Below are 21,846 nucleotides of genomic sequence, written 5' to 3'. Positions count from 1 at the left end.
GGTCGATGTATCTTACAGCAATTGTTGCCAATCGCCCGCAAGGACACCGCCGCCTACGCTTCTCTTCCCCTCTCAACAATGTCAAAGAGCAAATTCCCCGTCACACAGACGAAGAAGAGAGCCTTGTCCATCCCGCCGCTTGAAGCGCCAGGATCGAAAAAGCCTCCGTCAGGCCAACCACCACAGTGGCCGCCGTCGATGAAGATGTTCTATCCGAACCCCTTCCCTAGGTCAACATCTTTTTCGAAGATCTTTCGAAATCGGCATCGCCCGGCGCCATTACTCAGTATTCAAACAAGCTTCAGCATTCGCAGAGAGCGAATTCGCCTCTGCGTTTACTTGACCCAGATCAATGACATCGATCCGGAGTCTTCTCGTTTTTCGCCAGAGGAGCCATGGAGGACCGCCATATACTGGGGCTCATGGCTCGTGCCGCAGATCAGGATGTTTTAAGATCACCGATCGGGACCCGAACGAACAGAGAGATCCGGAGACCTCGGCAGCGTCGGTGTCGTTTGAGATTGAAGCTCGCCCGAACTGAATTCCGGCGGGGCTGCGGATATGTCGATTCCCGTCTGGTTTGTCAACACCCGCCAATGGCACCCCGAAGGCTTTTCTCTTCCTCTCGACCGCTAAGGTAAACGGAAGAGCTCAGCTGCAGGCCTGTGCCTTCATTGTGAGGGGATTGGAGCGGGCGATGGGAATCGAACCCACGACATTCAGTTGGGAGCCTCAAGGGGGATGACCGTAGCGGTCAAGGTGTCTTCACCCATTTTCGCCTCGAGAAGCGGAACCCTCAGACGGCTGCCGAATTCGCCTACCGTTGCCCCTCCGGTCCGATCCTTTCCAACAGTGAAGCGTCCCTCATGCCTGAGACCACATGGTGGAAGCGCGGTATCGTCTACCAGATTTATCCTCGCTCGTTTCAGGACAGCAATGGCGACGGCATCAGCGATCTGAATGGAATTCGCCAGCGGCTGGATTATCTTGCCTGGCTCGGCATCAATGCGATCTGGATTTCACCGATCTTCCCCTCACCCATGGCCGATTTCGGCTATGACGTGGCCGATTACTGCGGCATCGATCCGATCTTCGGCACCTTGGAGGACTTCGAGCGCCTCATCGAGGAAGCGCATGCCAAGGGCCTCAAGCTCATCCTCGACTTCGTCCCCAACCACACGTCCGATCAGCATCCCTGGTTCAAGGAGAGCCGCTCGTCGCGCACGAACCCGAATCGGGACTGGTATCTCTGGCGCGATGCCAAGCCGGACGGATCTCCGCCCAACAACTGGATCAGCAATTTCGGCGGCCCTGCCTGGGAGTGGGATGAAGCCACGGGGCAGTATTACTACCATGCCTTCCTGAAGGAGCAGCCGGACCTCAACTGGCGCAATTCTGATATACGCAAGGCCATGTATAATGCCTTGCGGTTCTGGCTCGATCGCGGTGTCGATGGATTCAGGGTTGATGTGATCTGGCATCTCATCAAGCACGCCGAGTTCCGGGACAACCCACACAACCCCGCGTTTCAGACTAGTCAGGCAGAGATCAACCGTTTCATCCAGGTGTATTCCGCCGACCAGCCCGAAGTGCATGAGGTGGTGAGCGAGATGCGCGGCGTGCTGGAGGAATATCCGGAGCGGGTGCTGATCGGGGAGATCTACCTGCCGCTGGAGCGTCTCGTCACCTATTACGGCAAGGATCTTTCCGGCGCTCATCTGCCCTTCAACTTCCAGCTCATTCAGACAGCCTGGAACGCCCGGACGATCGCGGCTCTCATCAACGAGTACGAGGCCGCACTTCCCGAAGGCGGATGGCCCAATTGGGTGCTCGGCAACCATGACCAGCCGCGCATCGGCGCCCGGATCGGCCCACAGCAGGCGCGTGTGGCCGCCATGCTGCTTCTGACCCTCAGAGGCACACCCACCATGTATTACGGCGACGAGATCGGGATCGGCAAAGTCGAGATCCCGCCGGAGGCGGCTCAGGATCCCTGGGAGAAGAACGAGCCGGGCTTAGACCTCGGGCGCGATCCGGAGCGCACCCCCATGCATTGGGACGGCTCGGCCCAAGGCGGGTTCACGAGCGGCAAGCCCTGGCTGCCCCTCGACCCGCATTTCCGATCCTGCCATGTGGAAGGATTACGGGACGATCCGGCGTCCATCCTGATGCTGTACCGGCACCTGATCGAGCTGCGGCGCCAGCACTTGGCCCTGAGCGTCGGCGGCTACACGCAGGTCTCAGCCGAAGGAGATGTTCTCGCTTATGAACGGCAGCATGGTTCGGAGCGCTTCCTGGTGGCTTTGAACCTAGGGCATGAGCCGCATACCCTCCCCTTTCCAGCCGGGACGAAAGGACGTGTGGTGCTTTCGACGGTCCCGGATCGGAGCGAGGAGCCTATCGAAGCGCAGGTTGTCCTGCGGGCCGATGAGGGCCTCATCATTGCGCTCGGAATCTGACGGCCCGGCGCTGAAGCGGAACCTGCCGGTGTGAGGGGGATTGCCCCTTCGAGACATTTCGTCCGTGGAGCATTCCCTGCATGCCGATTCCTCTGCCGAATCAGCCCTATCCGGAGCCGAATCCGGCCGATCCCAATCCAGCTCCCGTCAGCCCGCCGACGCCGCCCGAGACGCCGCAACCGGCACCGATCGGCGTGCCTCCGACGACGCCAAGCGATATCCCGCCTCCCGGCGAACCCGTGGGAGTGCCGCCGACTACGCCGCAGGAAATTCCAGCAACGCCGACAACGCCGCAGCCGACCGCGTAAGCTGGATCAGCGAAAGAGCGGCGCTTCCCCCGCCTATCGTCGCTCGCCTTGTGCCCGGAACCAGCGATACCCGAAAGGATTGAGGGAAATCGGATCGGAGGCATCACGCATGGCCCGGTCGTCCTGATCGCAGAAGAGCGGCCGCAATCTGCCAATACCGTCGAGCGACATCTTCACGTCAACTGCTTGAGCGGCTAGATTGTGAAGGATCAGGGTGGTCTCTCCCTGCCAGTCGTATCGCAGGGCAAGAACCCCGGTTTTGCCTGTGTCGAGTACCTGACATTGGCCCCAGCCGACCTCCGGGCAGGCACGCCGTGTCCGAACCAGTCGCTGCACAGTGCTCATCAGCGAGCCATCGAGATCGTGCTGCGCCGCAACGTTGATGCGCTTGTAGTCGAACGCCCCCTTCGACACGACGGGCCGTACGAGGCGCTCAGTCGGTCCGGCCGAGAATCCCGCATTCGGCTCATCCGCCCATTGCATCGGTGTCCTGACTGAGTTGCGCTCCTTGAGGGCAAGATCCTCTCCCATGCCGATCTCGTCGCCGTACCAGAGCACCGGTGTTCCGGGCAGGGCGAACATGAGGCTGAAGGCCAGTCTGATCCGGCGCTCATCGCCATCAAGCATGGGAGCCAAGCGCCGGCGGATGCCGCGCTCATACGCCTGCATCTCAGGCGCAGGACCGAAGGCCGCGAAGACCTCGCCGCGCTCGGCATCCGACAATCGGCCGAGGTCGAGTTCGTCGTGATTGCGCAGGAAGCTCGCCCATTGACTCTTGGGGGGAATGGCCGGCGTCTGGGCCATCACGCGACGGATCGGCTCGGCATCGTTGCGGGATAGTGCCAGAAACAGGTTCTGGTTCAGCATGAAGTTGAAGATCATGTGGAGCCGGTCCCCCGAGGTACCGAAATATTCGTCCACCTGATCCATGGTGATGTTGGCCTCTGCCAGCAACATGGCCTCTGCGCGGCGCCACGAGATGAACGACCGCAGCTCATTCAGGTACTCGTGAGGATCCCTGTCCGGCTTGTCCTCTGCCGGTACGCCGCGGTACTCGATCAGGAAGGGAACGGCATCGAGCCGGAATCCTGAGACGCCGAGCTGCAGCCAGAAACCCATCACCTTTTCGATTTCCTCTCTCACCTCCGGATTTGCGATGTTGAGGTCGGCCTGGTGCTTGTAGAAACGATGCATGTACCAGGCCTGTGCGACATCGTCGTAAGTCCAGGTCGTGTCCTGAACGCCGGGGAAGACAACACCCTCATGGATGTTCTCAGGCTTCTCCTTCGACCAGATATACCAATCGCGATAGCGCGAGTTCGGATGCTGCCGTGCCTCCTGAAACCAGGGATGGTCGATCGACGTGTGGTTTGCCACGAGGTCGATGATGACCCTTAAGCCCCGGTCATGAGCCGCGTGCGTGAAGGTGACGAAATCGCCGAGCGTGCCAAGCCTCGGATCGACGGCATAGAAGTCGGTCACGTCATAGCCGTTGTCGCGGTTCGGGGTCGGGTAGAACGGCAGCAGCCAGATGCAGGTTGCGCCGAGCGCCTCCACATGATCGAGCCGGTCGGCAAGTCCGCCGAAGTCGCCCACTCCGTCGCCGTTCGAATCCATGAAGGTTTCGACATCGACGCAGTAAATCACGGCGTTCTTGTACCAGAGGTCGAGCATCTGAAATTACCTAACTGATCATGCGGGCAGCATGCTCCCTGTCCGACAAACGACGGTTGTTCGTCACGGTGCCGTTCGCTCCCATACGCCACGCCGCCGCGACCGCTCCGGCCACGCAGCCGAGCGCAACCGCCGCCAGCACACCGCGGGCCGTTGTCCCGGAGACCGCCACCACACGTCGGCGGGATCGGGATCCAAAGCGTCCATGGGCTCCGGGATCGCCGGGCGGAGCCTCGAAGAGGTTGCCCTCGCGAGGCTTCCCGGGCGCTCCTGTCATCTGCCCTTCCCAGGCCTGTCGTGCCATCATGCGGTCGAGGAGACCCGGAGCCACCATGGTGCCGAGGATCGCCTGGATCGTAGGGCTGCCGATCCACATTTCGCGGGGCGCCGTCCGGGCTGCCCGCACGATGGCCTCGGCCACGGCCTCCGGCGCGTGGATCGGCGGAACAGGCTGCAGCTCTTCCGGCAGATGACTGCGCGCCCAATCGAATTGCGGGGTATCAACGGCGGGCAGCTGCACCATCGTGAGCCTGATGCGGCTGCCTTCATGATGAAGCTCGCTGCGCAGCGAGTCCGTGAAGCCGCGCACGGCGAACTTCGCTGCGCAATAGGCCGATTGCAGCGGAATGGACCGATAGCTCAAGGCCGATCCGATCTGGACAATCGTCCCCGTGTCCTTCTTCCGCATGTGGCGCAGGGCCGCCAGAGTGCCGTGCACCTGTCCCAGATAGGTGACCTCCGTCACCCGACGGACTTCATCAGGACTCATGGACGTGGCAGGTCCGTAGACGGTCGCCATGGCATTGTTGATCCAGACGTCGATACGCCCCCATGTGGCGATCACCTGCGCGGCCGCCGCATCGACCGCATCTGCGTCGGCAACATCCGTCGGGATCACGAGGGCCGTGCCGCCTGCTTCCTTCACCTCTCGGGCAGCGCTCTCGAGCCGTCCGCGGCCGCGGGCGATCAAGGCCACGCGCCAGCCTTTCCGCCCGAATGCCATGGCAACTGCGCGACCGACACCGGCCGATGCTCCCGTGACCACGACGACTGGTGAGCCGAACTCTCTGTCCTGTGCCCTGGCATCAGCCCAACGTTTTTCGTTCCGGTTTCCAATCACATCGGGCTCTTTTGTATCGGTTGGAGGAGAACTCCTACATATAAGAACCGCCAGCTAGGCCGGTTCCCGTCCCGTCTATGCGCAGGCTGGCAGGATGAAGGCCGGTACGCCATTCCAGAGGATCGCGATGAGTGAGAGGCCGTTGATCAGCATGCCTGCCTGACTCAAGAAGCTGTCCGTCGCTGAGGCTGGCTGATTCCGCTGTTGCCGTTCTTCGCGAAGCGAGACGATCAGCAGGATGGCCGCAGCCGCAAGAGTCACGAGGGTGGCTGCGAGGATCGCGAATGGAACGACGCCGATGCCGAGAAGCGTCGCATCTGCCCATCCTCGGCCGCATAGGGTCGATGTCGCTCCGTAGACAACCGTGAACTGCACCGCCCAGGCGATCATCCCGCCAAGCGTCAGGAGAACCTGCCCTGTCCGCCGTCCGGTCATGCTAGATCCCTCCGGTCAGGCGCGGGTAGCCGTGCACCACCAGGAGACCGACCAGGCCCTGCCCTACGGTGTAGAACCAGAACAGCATGGTGTTGTCGAAGGTCGTCCGGCGCACGCTGTCGAGCTTGCCGGCAAGCCAGCGGGCGATGGTGTAAAGACCCATGACCAGCGTGGTCAGCACGAAGAAGATCTGCAGGGACATGATGGCATAGACGGCCGCTCCATAGGCATGAGCCGACGGGCTCAAACCCGTCTGCCATTGCGCCCAGAGATCCACAGCCGACGCAATGCTCACGAGCAGGAGCGCCACACCGATCAGGATCGGCACCGAGCGCGGCTTGCGCCGATCCTCGCCGCGCAGATGCCGGCTCGCCACAGCAATCAAAGCTGCGCTGGCGCAGTAAAGGAAGGCAGAGAGAGCGGGCCAGATCCAGTCAGGGATCCGAACACCCTGCGGCGGCCATGCTCCCGGGTTCACGAGCCAGAGGAAGAGGTATGAGAAAATCAGGCAGGTGAAGACCATGCCCGACACCACCATGAGGACGATCATCGCCCACCAGGAATGGTTCATCGGGCCCGTGACATAGACCGGAACGACGATGCCGCCGCCAATGTCTGCAGGAGGGCGGACCGGTCCGGGATCGGTCTCCCAGAGCCACCAGATCACGAAGCCGACCGCGAGAATACCGCAGATGATCGACGTAAAGACGAATTTGACGGTCAGGAGCAGGAAGAACGCCGCCGTGAACACCGCCGCGAGCACCGGCTGCCAGCCGGGACCCGGAACCTGCAGGATATACTGGGGCCGTGCATCGAAGGGGCTCGTCACCAACGCCTCGCGTCTGCCGGTGGCGGTTCCCGGCAGATAGTAGCGGCCGTCCTCCACATCCTTCGACAGGTTGGGCTGATCCCAGAGGGGATCACGGCTAACGACGGAGGGGATGCTGCGCGTGTTGTAGTTGCCGTTCGGCAGCCACTCGAGCGTGCTGGCGCTCCAGACGTTTCCGGCATTGTCCTCACCGGCGAAGCGGAAGTTACGAGCCATGTCGAACAGGAAGAGTGCGACGCCTGCGGCAATCATGAAGGAGCCGATGGTGGAGACGAGATTGAGCGCATCCCACCCCATGCCGACCGGATAGGTATAGACCCGCCGGGGCATGCCGATGAGCCCGGTGATATGCATCGGCAGGAACGTCACATTGACCCCAAGGAACATAAGGCCGAACACCCAGCGTCCGAGACGCTCGGAAAGAGCCCGTTTGCTCGCCACGGGAACCCAGTAATAAACGGCGGCGAAGAGCGGGAACACCATGCCGCCGATGAGCACGTAATGCAGATGCGCCACCACGAAATAGCTGTCGTGCGCCTGCCAGTCGAAGGGCGCCATGGCGACCATCACGCCGGTGAGACCGCCGAGGGTGAAGATGAACAGGAAGCCGATGACGAACATCGACGGCGTCGTCAGCTTCATGCGCCCGGACGCGATGGTGGCGATCCAGGCAAAGACCTGGATGCCGCTCGGCACCGCCACCGCCGTACTGGCAGCCGAAAAGAAGCTCAGGGACATCTTCGGCAGGCCCGTGGCGAACATGTGGTGCACCCAGAGGCCGAAGGAGAGGAAGCCTGTCGCAATGAGGGCGAGCACCACGAGGCGGTAGCCTACGAGCGGCGTCTGCGCCATTGTCGGTACGATCATCGACACCATGCCGGTTGCCGGCAGGAAGATGATGTAAACCTCCGGGTGGCCGAAGAACCAGAACAGGTGCTGCCACAGGAGCGGGTCCCCGCCCCTCTCGGCGATGAAGAACGGCCAGTCGAAAGCACGTTCCATCTCGAGCAGCAGCGTGCCGAGGATGATCGCCGGAAAGCCGATCACGATCATGACGGCGAAGACCAGCATGGCCCAGGAATAGACCGGCAGCTTGTCGAGGCTCATGCCGACCGCGCGGGTCTTCATGACGCCGACGATGATCTCGATGGCGCCAGCGATGGCCGAAATCTCAATGAAGCCGATGCCGAGGAGCCACCAGTCGGCATTCTCGGCGGGCGAGTACTTGGTGCTGGTGAGCGGCGGATACATGAACCAGCCGCCATCCGGCGACAGGCCGAAGAAGATCGTGCCGAAGAACACGAGGCCACCGACGAAGTAGGCCCAGAACGCGTAGGCCGACAGGCGCGGGAACGGCAGGTCGCGCGCCGCCTGCATGTTCGGCAGGAGATAAACGCTCGCCGCCTCAACCGCCGGTACCGCGAAGAGGAACATCATCACCGTGCCGTGCATGGTGAAGAGCTGGTTGTAGAGATCGTGACTGACGAAATCGCTTTCCGGCGCGGCAAGCTGGACGCGCATGATCAGCGCGAGGATCCCGGCCAGGATGAAGAACAGGAAGGCCGTTCCGACATACCACAGGCCCACATAGGTGTTGTTGACGGCGGTGATGAAGCTCAAGCCCCGCGGCGGTTCCCAGGCTTTCTTCAGAGCCTCGAACTCGCCCTCCGGACGCGGCAGCGGGTTAGGCAGCTCGGTCTCCCGTCGCTCGAAGGATTTTGGGAGCTCGGGTGCATTCATTTCAAGCTCTCCAGATATCCGGCCATTGCCCGCAGATCCTCGCCGGTGAGCGAACCGTAGGAGGGCATCTTCGCTCCAGGCTTGATGTGCTGCACGTTGGCAATCCAGCCCGCCAGCGTGCCGATATTGTTCGGAAACTGCCCCGCACCGATGGTTCGCCGGCTTCCCACATGGGTGAGGTCGGGGCCGAATTGCCCATTTGCCTCCGTGCCCTTCACCACATGGCAGGAGCCGCAGCCACCGCTGCGGAACAGGTCACGGCCTCTCGCCAAGACCAGGATCGCCGGCTCCGGGGCCGGCTGCGTCTGTGTTCTTCGCCATGCCTCGAATTCGGCAGGCTCCAGTGCCATGACGTCGAAGGCCATGCGCGCATGCTGGGCGCCGCAGAACTCGGCGCAGACGCCGCGATAGATGCCGGGACGTTCCGCCGTGAAGTTGAAGCGATTGATCCGGCCTGGGATCATGTCGATCTTGCCACCAAAATTCGGGATCCAGAAGCTGTGGATCACGTCAGCCGCCGTCACCGATACGGTAATCGGCCTGCCGATGGGCACAACGAGTTCGTTGGCGGTCGAGAACTCCGCCTGATTGCCCTCGGCCGGATAGCGCACCCGCCACCAGTACTGCTCGCCGATCACCTCGATCTGCAGTGCGCCGGGTTGCGGAACATCGACATCCCGCATGACGATGAGACCATAGGGAAGCAGCAGCGAGAGGGTCACGATCGGGAAAGCGAGCCCGCCATAGACGATTGTCCTTCGGGTTCCGAGCCAGGTACGGCGCTCCGGCGGTGCAAAGACGGCATAGAGCAGAAGCGCCGTCACGAAGATGAAGATGAGGGTTGCTCCCACCGTCATGATGACGGTGAGCCAATAGAGATCCCAGGCGTCGCCCCCGGCCGGATCGAGGGCCGACTGCACGCCGCTGCAGCCTGCGAGCGAGAATGCCAACAGAAGCCCGCCCCCGCACCTCAGAACGGGGTCAAGCCGCCCTCGAAGGCGCGTCAGGGTCGTTTCAAAGTCCATCCGCCCTAGATCGTTTCTGCATGCAGTGAACGGAAAAGCTTGGCCGTGAGACTTGGTTCCCGAAAGGCATTCCCGAACAGGTCCCTCAGGACCGAACTAGGTCTCACGGTGGGATTCGCCACCATCCTGTGCGATACCTCTGCCTTCGCCCACGGAACGGCACCACACGGTGCCGGCGATCTCTGGCATGCGTGGCATACCGATCCGCTGATTTCGGTGCCGTTGCTCGCATCGTGCCTGCTCTTTATCCGAGGGGTCCGGCATCTGCGGCGGGACCTGGGGCGATTTCCTCCCGGCTTCGGCCCACGGCAGATCGCCTGCTTCGCCTTGGGAGCGGTCCTGCTCGTCATCGCTCTCCTCTCGCCGCTCGAGGCGCTGTCCTCGGCCCTGCTCTCGGCCCACATGGTGCAGCACATCCTGCTGATCGCCGTCGTGCCGCCGCTTCTCGTTCTCGGCAAGCCGGAAGTTGCGTGGCTTTGGGCGCTGCCGGTGCACTGGCGGCGCGGCGTGGCGCGCCACGGCCCGCTGCGGTCCTTGCTCGGGATCCTGTCGCCCTGTGCACGGCCCATTCCGGCGGCCCTGATCCACATGGCGACCTTGTGGGTCTGGCACAGCCCGATGCTGTTCGATGCGGCGGTCGCCTCAGACAGGCTGCACTGGCTGGAGCACGTCCTGTTCTTCGGCACGGCGCTGCTGTTCTGGCGGGCCGTGATCAAGGCGCATTCCGGCCGGGAGGCGGCGGCTGCCGCACTGATCGCCTGTTTCATCACCCTGCTCCAGAGCGGCCTCCTCAGCGCTCTCCTGAGCTTCGCGCGGGAAGCGCTGTATCATGCGCCGGACACGATAGATTGGGGTTTGACAGCTCTGGAAGATCAGCAATTGGCAGGAGCCATCATGTCCCTTCCCATGTGCGCGATCTATCTTTCGGCAGGGCTCATCATGGCGCTTCGGCTCCTGACGCCTAGAACGGAACGGACGCGACGCTCGCCGGTTGCCACGACAGCACCCTGAAACCGAGCCGATGATCCTTCGCCCTGTCCTCCTGATATCGATGGTCCTGACGGCGCTCGCCGCCTGCAGCGATTCGCAGGATCCCACCTCGCGCCTCGCGACTGCAGGCGGCGAGCCCGAGCAGGGCCATGCACTCATTCAGGCCTATGGCTGCGGCACCTGCCACACAATTGAGGATGTCCGTGGCGCGAGGGGCAAGGTGGGGCCGCGGTTGGAGAAATATGCGCAGCAGCATCTCCTCGCCGGCTTCCTGCCGAACACACCACAGAACCTGATTGCTTGGCTGATGGATCCCGTGGCCCTGAAGCCCACAACCGGCATGCCCGCGCAAGGAGTGACCGAGGCGGAGGCACGGCACATGGCTGCCTACCTCTACTCCCTTGGCCGCGATGGGATGCAGGTCTATCCGCCCGATCCTCCTCTCCCTTTGCGTGATGAGGATGAGGTCGCGGCCGACATCCCGAACCCTCCGGCCGTTCCCTCGGAGACCGATGTCCGCACGCGCCGCATCGTACCCAACCTCGATGGAAGCGCGCCGAAGAGCTAAGGCTCCTCGGACGCTTCCTCGATATAGTTCGGACGAACACGCATCACGGCCGCATAGACACCGATCCAGAGAGCGGCAACCGCGAGGATCAATCCGAGAGCTAGCCAGGAAAAGCCGCCACGCGGCTGCAGCACCCAGATCATGTGCGTAACATGATGCAGGAGCGCCAGCGCACTGCCGATGAGCATTGCCATGCGGCTCACGCCTGAGGGTACGAGGACGACGATAGCGGCAAGCATCAGCGCATAGGACGTTCCGAGAAGGGCCAGGTTGCCGTCGCCCGAGCGCTCCAGATACCACGCGACCTCATGCGGCACGTTTGCGAGCCAGACGATCAGGAACTGCGCGAACCACGTCCAGGCCGTCAGCAGCAGCAGGGTCAGCAATGCGCGTTCAAGGCTTGCCATGCGCTTGGGAGATGCGGGCTCCGTCTTGAGAAGGGTAATCAGGATTGCGCTGGCAAGGGCCGCAAGCACCTGCCCCAGCCCGAATGCGAACCCGAACAGGCTCGACCACCATTGCGGCTCTCGGGACAGCACCCAATCATAAGCCGAGAAGGTCATGACCGGTGTCAGCAGCGCGAGACCTATGGCGCTGGCACGGCGCGTGCAGCGCGTATGCGTCAGCCAATAGGCCAGACCTATGCAGATCAGAAGATAAGCGGCGCTCCGGATCATGAAGAAGCCGGGGCTCAGATAAGCTGCCCGGGCGGAAGGAAGATCGAGCGGATGGTCGGCCCAAGGGAAAAGCTCACCAAGACCGAAGGCCAGCACGAGGCCGAGCAGCAGAAGCACGGGCAGCGTCAGGGCTGCAGCTTCCGCCTCGTTGCGTATCGGCGCAAGCCAGTGCTCGTTCATGAGATGCCCAATCATCAGCATCACAAGGCTGCCCATCGCAACCCCCGACAGGACGACGAAAACGATGTACAGGGCTTCCATCGCGCTCATGGTTTAGCGCCCTCCTGCCCTGACGAAGCTCCGGTGCCGCGGGCCTGTAGCTCCTTCACGTAGTGCGCAATCTCCCAACGCTCTTCGGGCAGAACGCGATCGGCATAGGAGAACATCCGTCCTCTGCCCTGGGTGATGACCTGCACGATCTGCTCGGGCGTCAGGGCTCGGAGGCGCTCCTCATGGTAGGAGGGAGGCGGAACGAAGCCACGGGACACGACAGGGCCGTCGCCGCGGCCGCTCACGCCGTGGCAGGGCGTGCAAAAGGCTTTGAACCGGTCCTCTCCGCGGGCGAGCAGAGCCGGCGTACGCTCCGGCCCCGGAGGTGCGAGGGCGGCAGCCTGCGCAGACGCTCCTCTCGCGACTGTCCCGGGAGGCACGGGCACATAGCCGCGCTGCACAGTGCGCGTCGAAGCGACGGCATCCCGCTCCTCCGTTCCGGTATCGCAGGCGGCCAGCAGAACGAGGCTCGCGATGGCTGCCGCTAGTCGCACGCCGGGACCTCCCAAACTGCCAGGGGCGACAGCGCTCCGAAGAACGCGCGCAGGGTCGCGGCGTCGAACATCGGATCGCCCTGCATGATGCAGAGGAAGAACCGGTCTTCTGAGGCGCGCTCAAATCCCGGAAACGCGAAAACCGGATGATGCAGGCGCGGCAGCCGCAGGATCAGGAGCAGTCCGATCAGGGTTGCGGCGCCCGCCCAGAGAATGGCGACGATCAGTGAGGCGGGAATGAAGGCCGGCCAGCTGTGAAGGGGTCGCCCGCCCACGTTCAACGGATAATCGACGGCGTTCATCCAGTATTGCGAGCCGTATTGAATGACAGCTCCTGTGAGCCCGGCAATGAACGCAACCCAGGGGATCACCGCCGTGCGAACGCCGAGTTCCTTGGCGAGATCGGGGAGAGGGAAAGGGCTGAACGCATCGAGTCTCGTATATCCTTTGTGCTTGGCGGTCCTAACGGCTTCCATGAGGGCTTCAGGGCTCTTGAACTCCGCCATGATGCCATAGGGCTGCTGCGTCATGAGGATTTCTCCTCGTGCTCGTCATGGCGTGTCTCGAACATGGAAATTACGGGCAGGAAACGGACGAAGAGCAGCAGAAAGGCTGCGAATAAACCGATCGTTCCCAGGAAAAGGCCTGTTTCCGGCAGTGTCGGACTATAGCTGCGCCCAATGGACGGCAGATAATCGGTCTGAAGTCCGCCGACGATGATCGAGAAACGGTCGAACCAGATGCCGACGCCGATGGCAATGCCGACGAAGACCCCACCCACGGTGCTCAACCGGGCGCTCCTGAACCAGAACAGCTGCGGGATCACGACAGAGTAGACGATGGCCGTCCAGTAGAGCCCTGCATAGTCGCCCGTCATGCGCGTGAAAGTCGCCTTCTGGGCCAGTCCTCCCGACAGGAGGGCCGCGGCGATCTCGTCGATGTAGAGATAGCCGGAGACCAGGGCGCTCGCGAGAACCAGCTTGCCCAACAGGTCGATGTCTCCCTCGTCGATGTAGCGTTCGAGCCGCAGGCCCCAGCGCAAGAGCACTGCCACGAGGAGCACGATGGACAGCCCCTGTGCCAAACCTGTGGCCACGAAGTGGAGCGGCTGGCGCGTCTCATGCCAGTCGGGCACCAGAGTCACGGCGAACTCGAAGGCGACGGTGCTCTGCATGATGAGGATCAGGGGCAGCACCAGGATGGCAACGAGGCGGTAGGCGCGCTGGTGATAGGCCCAATGGCGCACGGAGCCGGGCCAGCCGAGGGCGAAGACGCCATAGATCCGCTGCACGATCGGACGCCTGGCGCGATCCCGCAATGTCGCCAGATCGGGGATCAGGCCCACATACCACAGCAGGCTCGTGACGATCACATGGGTGCTGATAGCCCAGAAATCCCAGGTCAGGGTGCTGCGGAACTGCGGCCAGACCTCGAAGGTCGCCGGATAAGGAAATGTCCAGTAGAACAGCCAGGGCCTTCCGAGGTGGAAGATCGGAAAAATTCCGGCGCAGATGACCGCAAAGAGGGCAACGCCTTCCGCAAATCGGTTCACCGCCGTGCGCAGATCGTGCCGGCGCAGGACCAGGGTGGCGGCAAAGAGGCTTGCGCCGTTGGCGATGCCGATCCACCAGGCATAGTTGATGAGATCGAAGCCCCAGACATAAGGAATGTTCACGCCCCAGACGCCGACGCCGATGATCGTGACGGAGATCAGCGTGTAGCCGAGGAGCGCGACGAGCCCACCGGAGGCCAGGAGCGCGAGCCACCACGCCCATCCAAAGTGGGGAGAGAGTGGAACGTCGGCCACCCGGCTCGTCGCTGCATGGGCGTCGCTGGTCATTCGCCTATCCGTTCTCCTTCGGGTCTTCGACACGCGCGAGGTAAGTGGTGCGCGGCTGCGTGTTGAGCGCTCCCAGCAGCGCGTAGTTGCGCGGGCTGGCCTTGAGGCGGCTGACAGTGCTGTCCGGATCGTTAATGTCGCCGAACACGATGGCCTGCGTCGGGCAAGCCTGCTGGCAGGCGGTCATCACCTCGCCATCGGCCAAGCGCCGATCCTCGACGCGCGCATTCGCGCGGGCTGCGCCGATCCGCTGGACGCAGAATGTGCATTTCTCCATGACACCGCGATCGCGCACCGTTACATGAGGGTTCATGGCCTCGGACGGGGCTGAAACGTCGGTGCCCTGATAATCGACGAAGTTGAAGCGGCGCACCTTGTAGGGGCAATTGTTCGAGCAGGTCCGCGTGCCGACGCAGCGATTGTACACCATGTCGTTGAGACCCTCGGAGGAATGCACCGTCGCGTTGACCGGGCAGACGACCTCGCAGGGCGCCTTCTCGCAATGCATGCACGGAACGGGCTGGAAATAAGTGTCGGGGGCTGCCGGATCGCCGGCGTAATAGCGGTCGACGCGCAGCCAGTGCATCTCACGCCCCTTCGCCACCTCTTCGGGGCCGACCACGGCGATGTTGTTCTCGGCCTGACAGGCGATCACGCAGGCATTGCAGCCGATACAGGCATCGAGATCGATGGCCATGCCCCAGGCATGTTCCTTGTAAGGCCATTCGGGATAAATGGATGGATGCACGGGCTCCGGAGGCACGGCTTCTCCGGGTGCCACCACGCGCACGATGTCCCGTCCCTGCAGCGAATGGTGCTGCTGCGTGGAGATGACCGGGATCTTTCCACCCGCCCGCCGGATCTCGCCCGACGCCACCCAGGGCATCTCTGAAGAACGGACGGAATAGGCGTCGAAGCCGATCCCATTGCCGATCCTACCGGCCGATCGGCGGCCATAGCCGAGGGGCAGCGTCACGGCCCCGGGGGCATGGCCGGGCAGCAGCCACACAGGCGCACGCACGACACGCCCGTTGACGGACAGGTCGACGGCGTCACCCGAAGTGAGCCCAAACACCTCCGCCGTTTCCGGTGCGATCAGAGCGGCATTGCCCCAGACCTGCTTCGTCAGCGGCTTGGGCAGTTCCTGCAGCCAGCCGTTGTTGGCGTAAGAGCCATCCCAGACCGAGGGGTCGGGCGCGAACAGAACATCGATCCCTGAGGATGAGACGGGCGCTGCGGGTTCCAGCGTCCAGCTTGGCTGGATGGCCACATCGATGGTGGGCGCCGCCGTGCCTTCGATCACCCCGTCCTCCAGGGATCGCGCCCAGCGCTCGTCAAAGGCCTCACCCCAAGTCTCGCGCCATGCGGCCTGGACCAGTCCGTGCCCATCCGTATTCTGACCTGCCATCAGCCCGAGGAACTCCTCCGCGCTCAGGCCAGGCTTCAGCCGCATCGTGGCCGGCTGGCGCAGCCCCACCGTCCCGTCGAAGGCTCGGAGATCCCCCCAACTTTCGAGCGGATGGCTCTCGGGAATATGCCAGGTGCAGAGGGCGGCCGTTTCGTCCCGGTACTGTCCGAGATGCAGGGACAACGGCACGCGCCGCACGAGCGCGCCGAGATCGATATCGGCCGGCGCGGCATAGACGGGATTGCCGCCGAGGATCACGAGGCGCGAAACCTGTCCGGCTCTGATCGCTCCTGCCAGATCACCCAGAGACCGAACCTCGCCACCTAAAGTACGCAGGGGTTCGATGGCGCGGATCGTGGTGCCGAACGCTCCGAGCCGCGCATTTATGGCGAGAGTCAGCGCATGAACATGGGCGGGCTGCTCGCGACCTGCCGCAACGAGGCTGCGGGTTCCTGCACGGCGCAGCGCATCCGCCAGACGGGGAATGGCGGGATGGGAGCCCGACGGCGCAGCCCCGGCCTCGAGAGCCGCCGCGAGCACTTCGGCGAAGGTCTCGAAGTCTCTCGGGCGCAGCGGGATACGCTCGTCCGCACGGGCACCGACGAGGCTCGTGCGCGTCTCGACGGCGACAAGTCGGGGAAGCCCCCGATCCAAGTTCCGCCGTCGCGCCTGATAATCGGCCGCGTAGCGGATATGCCCCGGCTCCTCGGCAAAGAGATCGCCGCCTAGGGTCAGAATGGCATCGGCCTGTGTCAGATCGTAGACGAGGTCCACGTCCCGCCCAAAGACAGCCATGGCGGCGGCTTGCCGATTGTTGTCATCGAGGGGTGAGAACACATGCCATTGCGCATGCGGGAAAAGCTGCCGCGCCTGCCCGATCAGCCTGTGCAGGGTCGGCGACGCGACCGGCGGCATCAGGACATGGAGCCCCCTGCCCTCGTCGAAGACAAGCTCGTTGCGCACGGGACGGATGAGGTTCGTCAGCTCCTCCCATGATCTCGGCACGCCGCCTTGGAGCGGAGCATCGGTCCGGTCGAGATCGTAGAGGGAGAGGATCTCGGCCTGCGCGAACACGTCGGTTGCGCCGAGGCTCGCGGGATGAAGCCGGTTTCCTTCAATCTTGATCGGGCGCCCTTCCTGCGCCTTGACGAGCACGCCCCTGCCATACCCATTCAAGGCTAGAGAGGTGGCGATCGTCACCGGCACGCCCGGCACGTAGCCCGGCATGTTGTGGCTCTGCGACAGGAGCGGCGCCTTAGCTCCGGCATCGCTGCCGTTGCAGGCAGCCAGACCTCCCAAGGCCAGGGAGGCGCTCATCAGCCTGAGCAGGGTGCGCCGGTCGATCTGCGAAGCCTGCACGATGTCGGGGAACTCGGCTTCGATGTGACGCCGCACCTCCGGCACATCCGCGAGTTCCTCAAGGCTACGCCAGAGGCGCGGCCCCTCCTCGGTTGCGAGGCGAGCCCTCAGGGCTTCGAGATCGATTGTCGTTCCCTCGCCCATCGAACCTACCGGTGACACGTGTTGCAGCTGGTGAGCCGCCGGGAAGCCTCCCGGTAGAACTCGCGGATGTCCTCGGGCAATTCATCGCCATGAGGCTCGTAGCCCATGGCGAAAACCGCCTCGCGGGGGCGAAGTTGCGGCACCGGATCGCGATGGCAATCCAGGCACCAGCCCATGGAGAGGGTCTCGGCCTTCACCGTCTTCGGCATCTGATCCACGCGGCCGTGACAGGTCTCACAGGCGACTCCCTTCGTCACGTGGGCTGCATGATGAAAATAAGCGTCATCCGGCAGGCGGTGAACGGAGGTCCACTGGATCGGCTGGCCGAGTGCGAAGCTCGAACGGACGGGCTCGAGTACGCTCGCACCCACCCACACTTGCGAATGGCAGGACATGCAGGTCTGGGCCGACGGCATGCCGGCATCGGCTGCACGCTCGACAGTGGAATGGCAGTAGCGGCAATCGATATCGAGCTGGCCTGCATGAAGATCGTGCCGGAACGGGACTGGCTGCGGCGCGGGCTTGCCGACATTCCAGGTGCTATCCGCGCGGGCCCACAGATAGGCGGTCACGCCCGCCCCCACGAGCCCAAGCCCCGTGAGCACGATGACAACCCGGAACAGGGTGGTTGCCGCCGGTGTGAAAAGCTGCGCCATCGGCCGTGCCGCGCACCCTTCGTTGTGTCGGGCTTAGGCCCGAGGTGAAGCTTCGCTGTTGAACAATAGGTTCAGCGCCGGATCGTTCCCTGACGCGGCATGTCCTCCGGTCCACGGCAGCCCATGCTTGGATTTTGACCAAAGCTCGCTACTCGCCGGGCGCGGTTGGGGAGGGAGCGAGGGATTTGTGGCAGAACGTCGAAAAGCTTTATCCACCAAAGAGTTAGGTGGAGCGGGCGATGGGAATCGAACCCACGACATTCAGCTTGGGAAGCTGACGTTCTACCTCTGAACTACGCCCGCGCGCTCTTATTCATATCCGGCCTTCCAGCGATCCGGCAAGGGGGCAGCTTGAAGGGATCAGCGGAAGTGCTTCGACAGCTTCAGCCCCTGCGCCTGGTAGTTCGAGCCTGCGCCTGCGCCGTAGAGGACCTTGGGCCGCTCGGCCATGCGCTCGTAGACGAGGCGGCCGACGATCTGCCCGTCCTCCAGGATGAAGGGTACGTCGCGGGAGCGCACCTCGAGCACGGCACGGGCCCCCTCGCCTCCGGCCTGGGCATGGCCAAAGCCCGGATCGAAGAAGCCGGCATAATGGACGCGGAACTCACCCACGAGGGGGTCGAAGGGCACCATCTCGGCGGCGTAATCCGGCGGCACGTGCACCGCTTCCTTAGAGGCGAGAATGTAGAACTGACCCGGATCCAAAATCAGGGTGCGGGAGGCATCCGCATAGAGCGGCTCCCAGAAATCCGCGGTGCGGCAGGAGCCCGGCTTGTCCACGTCGACGAGGCCCGTGTGGCGCTTGGCGCGGTAGCCGATGAGCTTTTCAGGACCGAAGCCGGCGAGATCCACGCTGACTGCCACGCCATCCTGGATCGAAGGCTCGGCGGAGGTCACCACCCGCTCGCGCTGATGGAGCGCCAGGAGTTCGGCATCGCTCAGGCGCACCACGCCCTTGCGCAGGCGCAGCTGGGACAGGCGCGTGCCCGTCCGAACCAGCACCGGGAAGGTCCGCGGCGAGATCTCGGCATAAAGACGTCCATTATAGCCGGCCCCGATTGTATCGAATTCCTGGCTTCGGTCGGTAATGACGCGGGTGAACACGTCGATGCGGCCCGTGGAGCTCTTGGGGTTTGCCGCCGCCGAGAGATCCTGCGGCAAAGACAGCTCCTCCTGTAGCTCCGCGATATAGACGCTACCAGTCTCCAGGATGGCGCCCCGGCCCAGATCAATCTCGTGGAAGCTCAGCTGGTCAAGGCGATCCTGGACCGTATGGTTGCGCCCCGGCAGGAAGCTGGCCCTTACGCGATAGGCCCGGCGCCCCAGCCTGAGGTCCAGGCTCGCCGGCTGGACCTGATCGGACGCGAAAGGCGTCTCCGGCTTGATGGCTCCTGCTTCCGCAAGGCGCATGATGGCATCAGCCGATTGGATCCCGTCCTTCAACGCAACCATGTCCGTCATCCGAGAACCCTGCCGTCTTCGAAGTGTTGAGCCTTTCAATATCCTCTAAGCCTTGTTACGGAATTCTCAATCGCTTTCCTTAAGCCTCGCCCCGGAAGGCGTGCCAGGCCAGGGTGATGCGGGCTAGCGCGCTCATTACGGTCAATCCGGCGAAGGCATAGGCCAGGACCGCGAAGTTCTGTGGAAACAGGATCATGGCAACGAAGAACAGGATCGTCTCCGTCCCCTCCATCACGCCGGCCGTGAAATAGATCGACTTGATGCCCCGGATATCGCTGCTCATGCCCCGCTTGGCGGCGACGGCCGCGAAGGCGAGGAAGCTAGCTCCATTGACATAGAAGGAGAACAGAAGGACCGCCGCCGGCAGGGCTAAGGTGCCGGGGTCCCGCAGGGCGAAAGCCAACGGGATGGCGCCATAGATGGCGAAGTCGAGAACGATGTCCAGGAACCCGCCCCGGTCTGTGCGCTGGGTGGAGCGGGCAACGGCACCATCCAGGCCATCAAGGAGCCTGTTGAGCCCGAACAGGATAAGCGCCGCCCCATCAAACCCCAGAATGATCATGAGGGCCGCCGCGAGCCCCAGTCCCAGCCCCGCCAGCGTCACGGTATCGGCGGAGACGCCTGCCCGCGCAAGGCCCTGCCCCAGCCGATCCATCGACGGATCGATCCTGCGCCGCACCCATCCATCGAGCATAGCCCGCTCTCCTCTGCCTCGATTGACGAGGTGTGAGGACGGCCTTACCACGGGCAGGTCGAACTCCTCTACTGGCTGAAGGCAGCTCATGTACAAGGCTGTGACCCGCGGCATCTCTGTGACGGTAACGCCCCGCTACATGCCCGAAGAATCCTCCCCCGACGACGGCCGCTACTTCTTTGCCTATACGGTGGAGATCATCAACACGAGCCTGGAGCGGGTCCATCTGCGCGCCCGCCACTGGCGGATCACCGACGAGCACGGCCATGTGCAGGAGGTGCGCGGCACGGGCGTCGTCGGCGAGGAGCCTGTGCTCGGGCCGGGCGAGAGCTTCAGCTACACGAGCGGCTGCCCCCTGACGACGCCGAGCGGCACCATGCACGGCACCTACCTGATGGAAACCGCCGGCGGCGAAACTTTCGATGCCGAAATCCCCGCCTTCTCACTCGATATCCCGCGCGCGAAGCGCGTGCTGCACTGAGGTTCCCGATGTCATCCCAAGGTCAGCGGCTCATGCCGCTCGAAATGCTGGCGAAGCTCGTGTCGTTCGACACGGTGAGCTCGAAGTCGAACCTGCCGCTGATCGACTTCGTGGAAGATTACCTACAGGGCTGGAACGTGCCGTATGTGCGTGTGCCGAACGAGACCGGCGACAAAGCGGCCATCTATGCAACGATCGGCCCGCAGGACCGCGGCGGGATCGTGCTCTCCGGCCACACGGACGTGGTGCCGGTGACAGGGCAGGCCTGGACGTCGGATCCCTTCACCCTACGGGTGGAGAATGGGCGCGCTTATGGGCGCGGCGCGGTGGACATGAAGGCCTTCGATGCGCTCGCGCTGGCGCTGATCCCAGAGTTTCAAGCCGCGAACCTCATGACGCCGATTCACATCTTGCTTTCCTATGACGAGGAGACGACCTGTCTCGGCGTAGTCGACGTGATCCGACGCCTCGGTCACGATCTGCCGCTGCCGAAGGCCGCCATCGTGGGCGAGCCGACGATGATGGAGGTGGTGGATGCGCACAAAAGCGTCGTCACCTTCAGCACGACGGTGCACGGCTTCGAGGCGCATTCGTCGAAGCCGTATCTCGGCGCGAGCGCCGTGATGACGGCGGCAGAGCTGATTGCGGAGCTCAACCGCATTGGCGACGACATGATGGAGCGCGGCGACACGAGCGGGCGCTTCGATCCGCCCTACACGACTGTGCATGTGGGCACGATTGCCGGCGGCACGGCGCGCAACATCCTGTCGAAGTCTTGCAGTTTCCACTGGGAGTTTCGCGGTCTGCCGAACCTCGATCCGCAGGAGATTCCGAGCCGCCTGGAGACCTTCGCGCAGGAGGTCGCGCTCAAGCGCCTCAACCGCTTCGGTGAGTTCGGGCGGATCGAGACGAAGCTCGAGGTGGCGGTGCCGGGACTCGCGCCGGAGCCGGGATCCTACGCAGAGGCTTTTACTCTACGGCTTGCCGGCAAGAACCACACGCAGACCGTTCCCTTCGGCACCGAGGCAGGCCATTATCAGGCGGCAGGCATTCCAACGGTGGTCTGCGGTCCGGGCTCCATAGATCAGGCCCATCAGCCGGATGAGTATATCACGCTGGACCAGCTCGAAGCGGGCGCAGCCTTCATGCGGCGGCTTGCTGCGACGTGCGCGAGTTCGTGACGATCAACACCCCGTCATGCCCGCACTTGTTGC

Annotated in this window: 19 protein-coding genes and 1 tRNA gene; 6 read left to right on the top strand and 14 right to left on the bottom strand. The window is 63.5% G+C overall.

Annotation, left to right across the window (positions count from 1 at the left end; genetic code table 11):
* Positions 1-866 precede the first annotated feature (866 nt).
* Entirely contained in the window at positions 867-2,459 is a 1,593-nt protein-coding gene (locus VB618_RS15730) for an alpha-amylase family glycosyl hydrolase (protein WP_329797653.1), read from the top strand.
* A gap of 80 nt (positions 2,460-2,539) precedes the next feature.
* Complete coding sequence (locus VB618_RS15725) at positions 2,540-2,767, top strand: hypothetical protein (RefSeq protein WP_329797652.1); 228 nt, start codon at positions 2,540-2,542, stop codon at positions 2,765-2,767.
* Between the two features lie 33 nt (positions 2,768-2,800).
* Here VB618_RS15725 and VB618_RS15720 read toward each other — a convergent pair whose 3' ends face one another.
* From VB618_RS15720 to coxB, 5 genes are all read right to left on the bottom strand, one after another.
* Positions 2,801-4,441: an alpha-amylase family protein gene (locus VB618_RS15720; protein ID WP_329797651.1), complete on the bottom strand. Its 1,641-nt coding sequence runs from the start codon at positions 4,439-4,441 to the stop codon at positions 2,801-2,803.
* Positions 4,442-4,451: 10 nt separating this feature from the next.
* The gene (locus VB618_RS15715) at positions 4,452-5,561 is read right to left on the bottom strand and encodes an SDR family oxidoreductase (RefSeq protein ID WP_442931809.1); all 1,110 of its coding nucleotides are present in this window, start codon (positions 5,559-5,561) and stop codon (positions 4,452-4,454) included.
* A 75-nt stretch (positions 5,562-5,636) separates the two neighbouring features.
* Entirely contained in the window at positions 5,637-5,996 is a 360-nt protein-coding gene (locus VB618_RS15710; RefSeq protein ID WP_329797650.1) for a hypothetical protein, read from the bottom strand.
* 1 nt (position 5,997) lies between these two features.
* Entirely contained in the window at positions 5,998-8,565 is a 2,568-nt protein-coding gene (locus tag VB618_RS15705; RefSeq protein WP_329797649.1) for a cbb3-type cytochrome c oxidase subunit I, read from the bottom strand.
* Positions 8,562-9,515 (bottom strand): cytochrome c oxidase subunit II, encoded by a 954-nt coding sequence (coxB, locus tag VB618_RS15700; RefSeq protein WP_329797648.1) that lies wholly within the window; start codon positions 9,513-9,515, stop codon positions 8,562-8,564. The genes VB618_RS15705 and coxB overlap by 4 nt, the downstream gene beginning before the upstream one ends.
* A gap of 183 nt (positions 9,516-9,698) precedes the next feature.
* Between coxB and VB618_RS15695 the strand changes: the two genes are divergently transcribed.
* Both VB618_RS15695 and VB618_RS15690 read left to right on the top strand, forming a co-directional pair.
* Positions 9,699-10,601 (top strand): cytochrome c oxidase assembly protein, encoded by a 903-nt coding sequence (locus VB618_RS15695; RefSeq protein ID WP_329797647.1) that lies wholly within the window; start codon positions 9,699-9,701, stop codon positions 10,599-10,601.
* Between the two features lie 10 nt (positions 10,602-10,611).
* Positions 10,612-11,148: a c-type cytochrome gene (locus VB618_RS15690; protein ID WP_329797646.1), complete on the top strand. Its 537-nt coding sequence runs from the start codon at positions 10,612-10,614 to the stop codon at positions 11,146-11,148.
* Here the strand turns inward: VB618_RS15690 and VB618_RS15685 are convergent.
* The 9 genes from VB618_RS15685 to VB618_RS15645 all read right to left on the bottom strand — a co-directional run bounded on the left by VB618_RS15685 (position 11,145) and on the right by VB618_RS15645 (position 20,151).
* Positions 11,145-12,095, bottom strand: a complete 951-nt coding sequence (locus VB618_RS15685) for a hypothetical protein (protein WP_329797645.1) — start codon at positions 12,093-12,095, stop codon at positions 11,145-11,147. The genes VB618_RS15690 and VB618_RS15685 overlap by 4 nt on opposite strands.
* Complete coding sequence (locus VB618_RS15680) at positions 12,092-12,589, bottom strand: c-type cytochrome (protein WP_329797644.1); 498 nt, start codon at positions 12,587-12,589, stop codon at positions 12,092-12,094. The genes VB618_RS15685 and VB618_RS15680 overlap by 4 nt, the downstream gene beginning before the upstream one ends.
* Positions 12,580-13,119, bottom strand: coding sequence for a DUF3341 domain-containing protein (locus VB618_RS15675; RefSeq protein WP_329797643.1), 540 nt, complete (start codon positions 13,117-13,119; stop codon positions 12,580-12,582). Before VB618_RS15675 ends, VB618_RS15680 begins: the two co-directional genes overlap by 10 nt.
* A complete protein-coding gene (gene nrfD, locus VB618_RS15670; RefSeq protein WP_329797642.1) occupies positions 13,116-14,429 on the bottom strand; it encodes an NrfD/PsrC family molybdoenzyme membrane anchor subunit in 1,314 nt (437 codons plus the stop codon). The genes VB618_RS15675 and nrfD overlap by 4 nt, the downstream gene beginning before the upstream one ends.
* 4 nt (positions 14,430-14,433) lie before the next feature.
* The gene (locus tag VB618_RS15665) at positions 14,434-17,358 is read right to left on the bottom strand and encodes a TAT-variant-translocated molybdopterin oxidoreductase (RefSeq protein WP_329797640.1); all 2,925 of its coding nucleotides are present in this window, start codon (positions 17,356-17,358) and stop codon (positions 14,434-14,436) included.
* Positions 17,346-17,996: a cytochrome c3 family protein gene (locus VB618_RS15660; RefSeq protein WP_329797639.1), complete on the bottom strand. Its 651-nt coding sequence runs from the start codon at positions 17,994-17,996 to the stop codon at positions 17,346-17,348. The genes VB618_RS15665 and VB618_RS15660 overlap by 13 nt, the downstream gene beginning before the upstream one ends.
* Before the next feature lie 228 nt (positions 17,997-18,224).
* Positions 18,225-18,299 (bottom strand) — tRNA-Gly (locus tag VB618_RS15655).
* A 57-nt stretch (positions 18,300-18,356) separates the two neighbouring features.
* Positions 18,357-19,448, bottom strand: a complete 1,092-nt coding sequence (locus VB618_RS15650; protein ID WP_329797666.1) for a 2'-deoxycytidine 5'-triphosphate deaminase — start codon at positions 19,446-19,448, stop codon at positions 18,357-18,359.
* 88 nt (positions 19,449-19,536) lie between these two features.
* The gene (locus tag VB618_RS15645) at positions 19,537-20,151 is read right to left on the bottom strand and encodes a CDP-alcohol phosphatidyltransferase family protein (protein WP_329797638.1); all 615 of its coding nucleotides are present in this window, start codon (positions 20,149-20,151) and stop codon (positions 19,537-19,539) included.
* 88 nt (positions 20,152-20,239) lie between these two features.
* On the opposite strand from VB618_RS15645, the gene apaG reads away from it, so the two are divergent.
* On the top strand, positions 20,240-20,632 hold the full coding sequence (apaG, locus tag VB618_RS15640; protein ID WP_329797637.1) for a Co2+/Mg2+ efflux protein ApaG: 393 nt from the start codon (positions 20,240-20,242) through the stop codon (positions 20,630-20,632).
* 8 nt (positions 20,633-20,640) lie between these two features.
* A complete protein-coding gene (gene argE, locus VB618_RS15635; protein WP_329797636.1) occupies positions 20,641-21,813 on the top strand; it encodes an acetylornithine deacetylase in 1,173 nt (390 codons plus the stop codon).
* The last annotated feature ends 33 nt before the right edge of the window (positions 21,814-21,846 follow it).

The sequence above is a fragment of the Microvirga sp. CF3062 genome (assembly GCF_036314045.1).
Classification (GTDB): domain Bacteria; phylum Pseudomonadota; class Alphaproteobacteria; order Rhizobiales; family Beijerinckiaceae; genus Microvirga.
The sequence above is the reverse complement of the archived record's forward strand: the minus strand, read 5'-3'. Positions and strand labels throughout refer to the sequence as shown.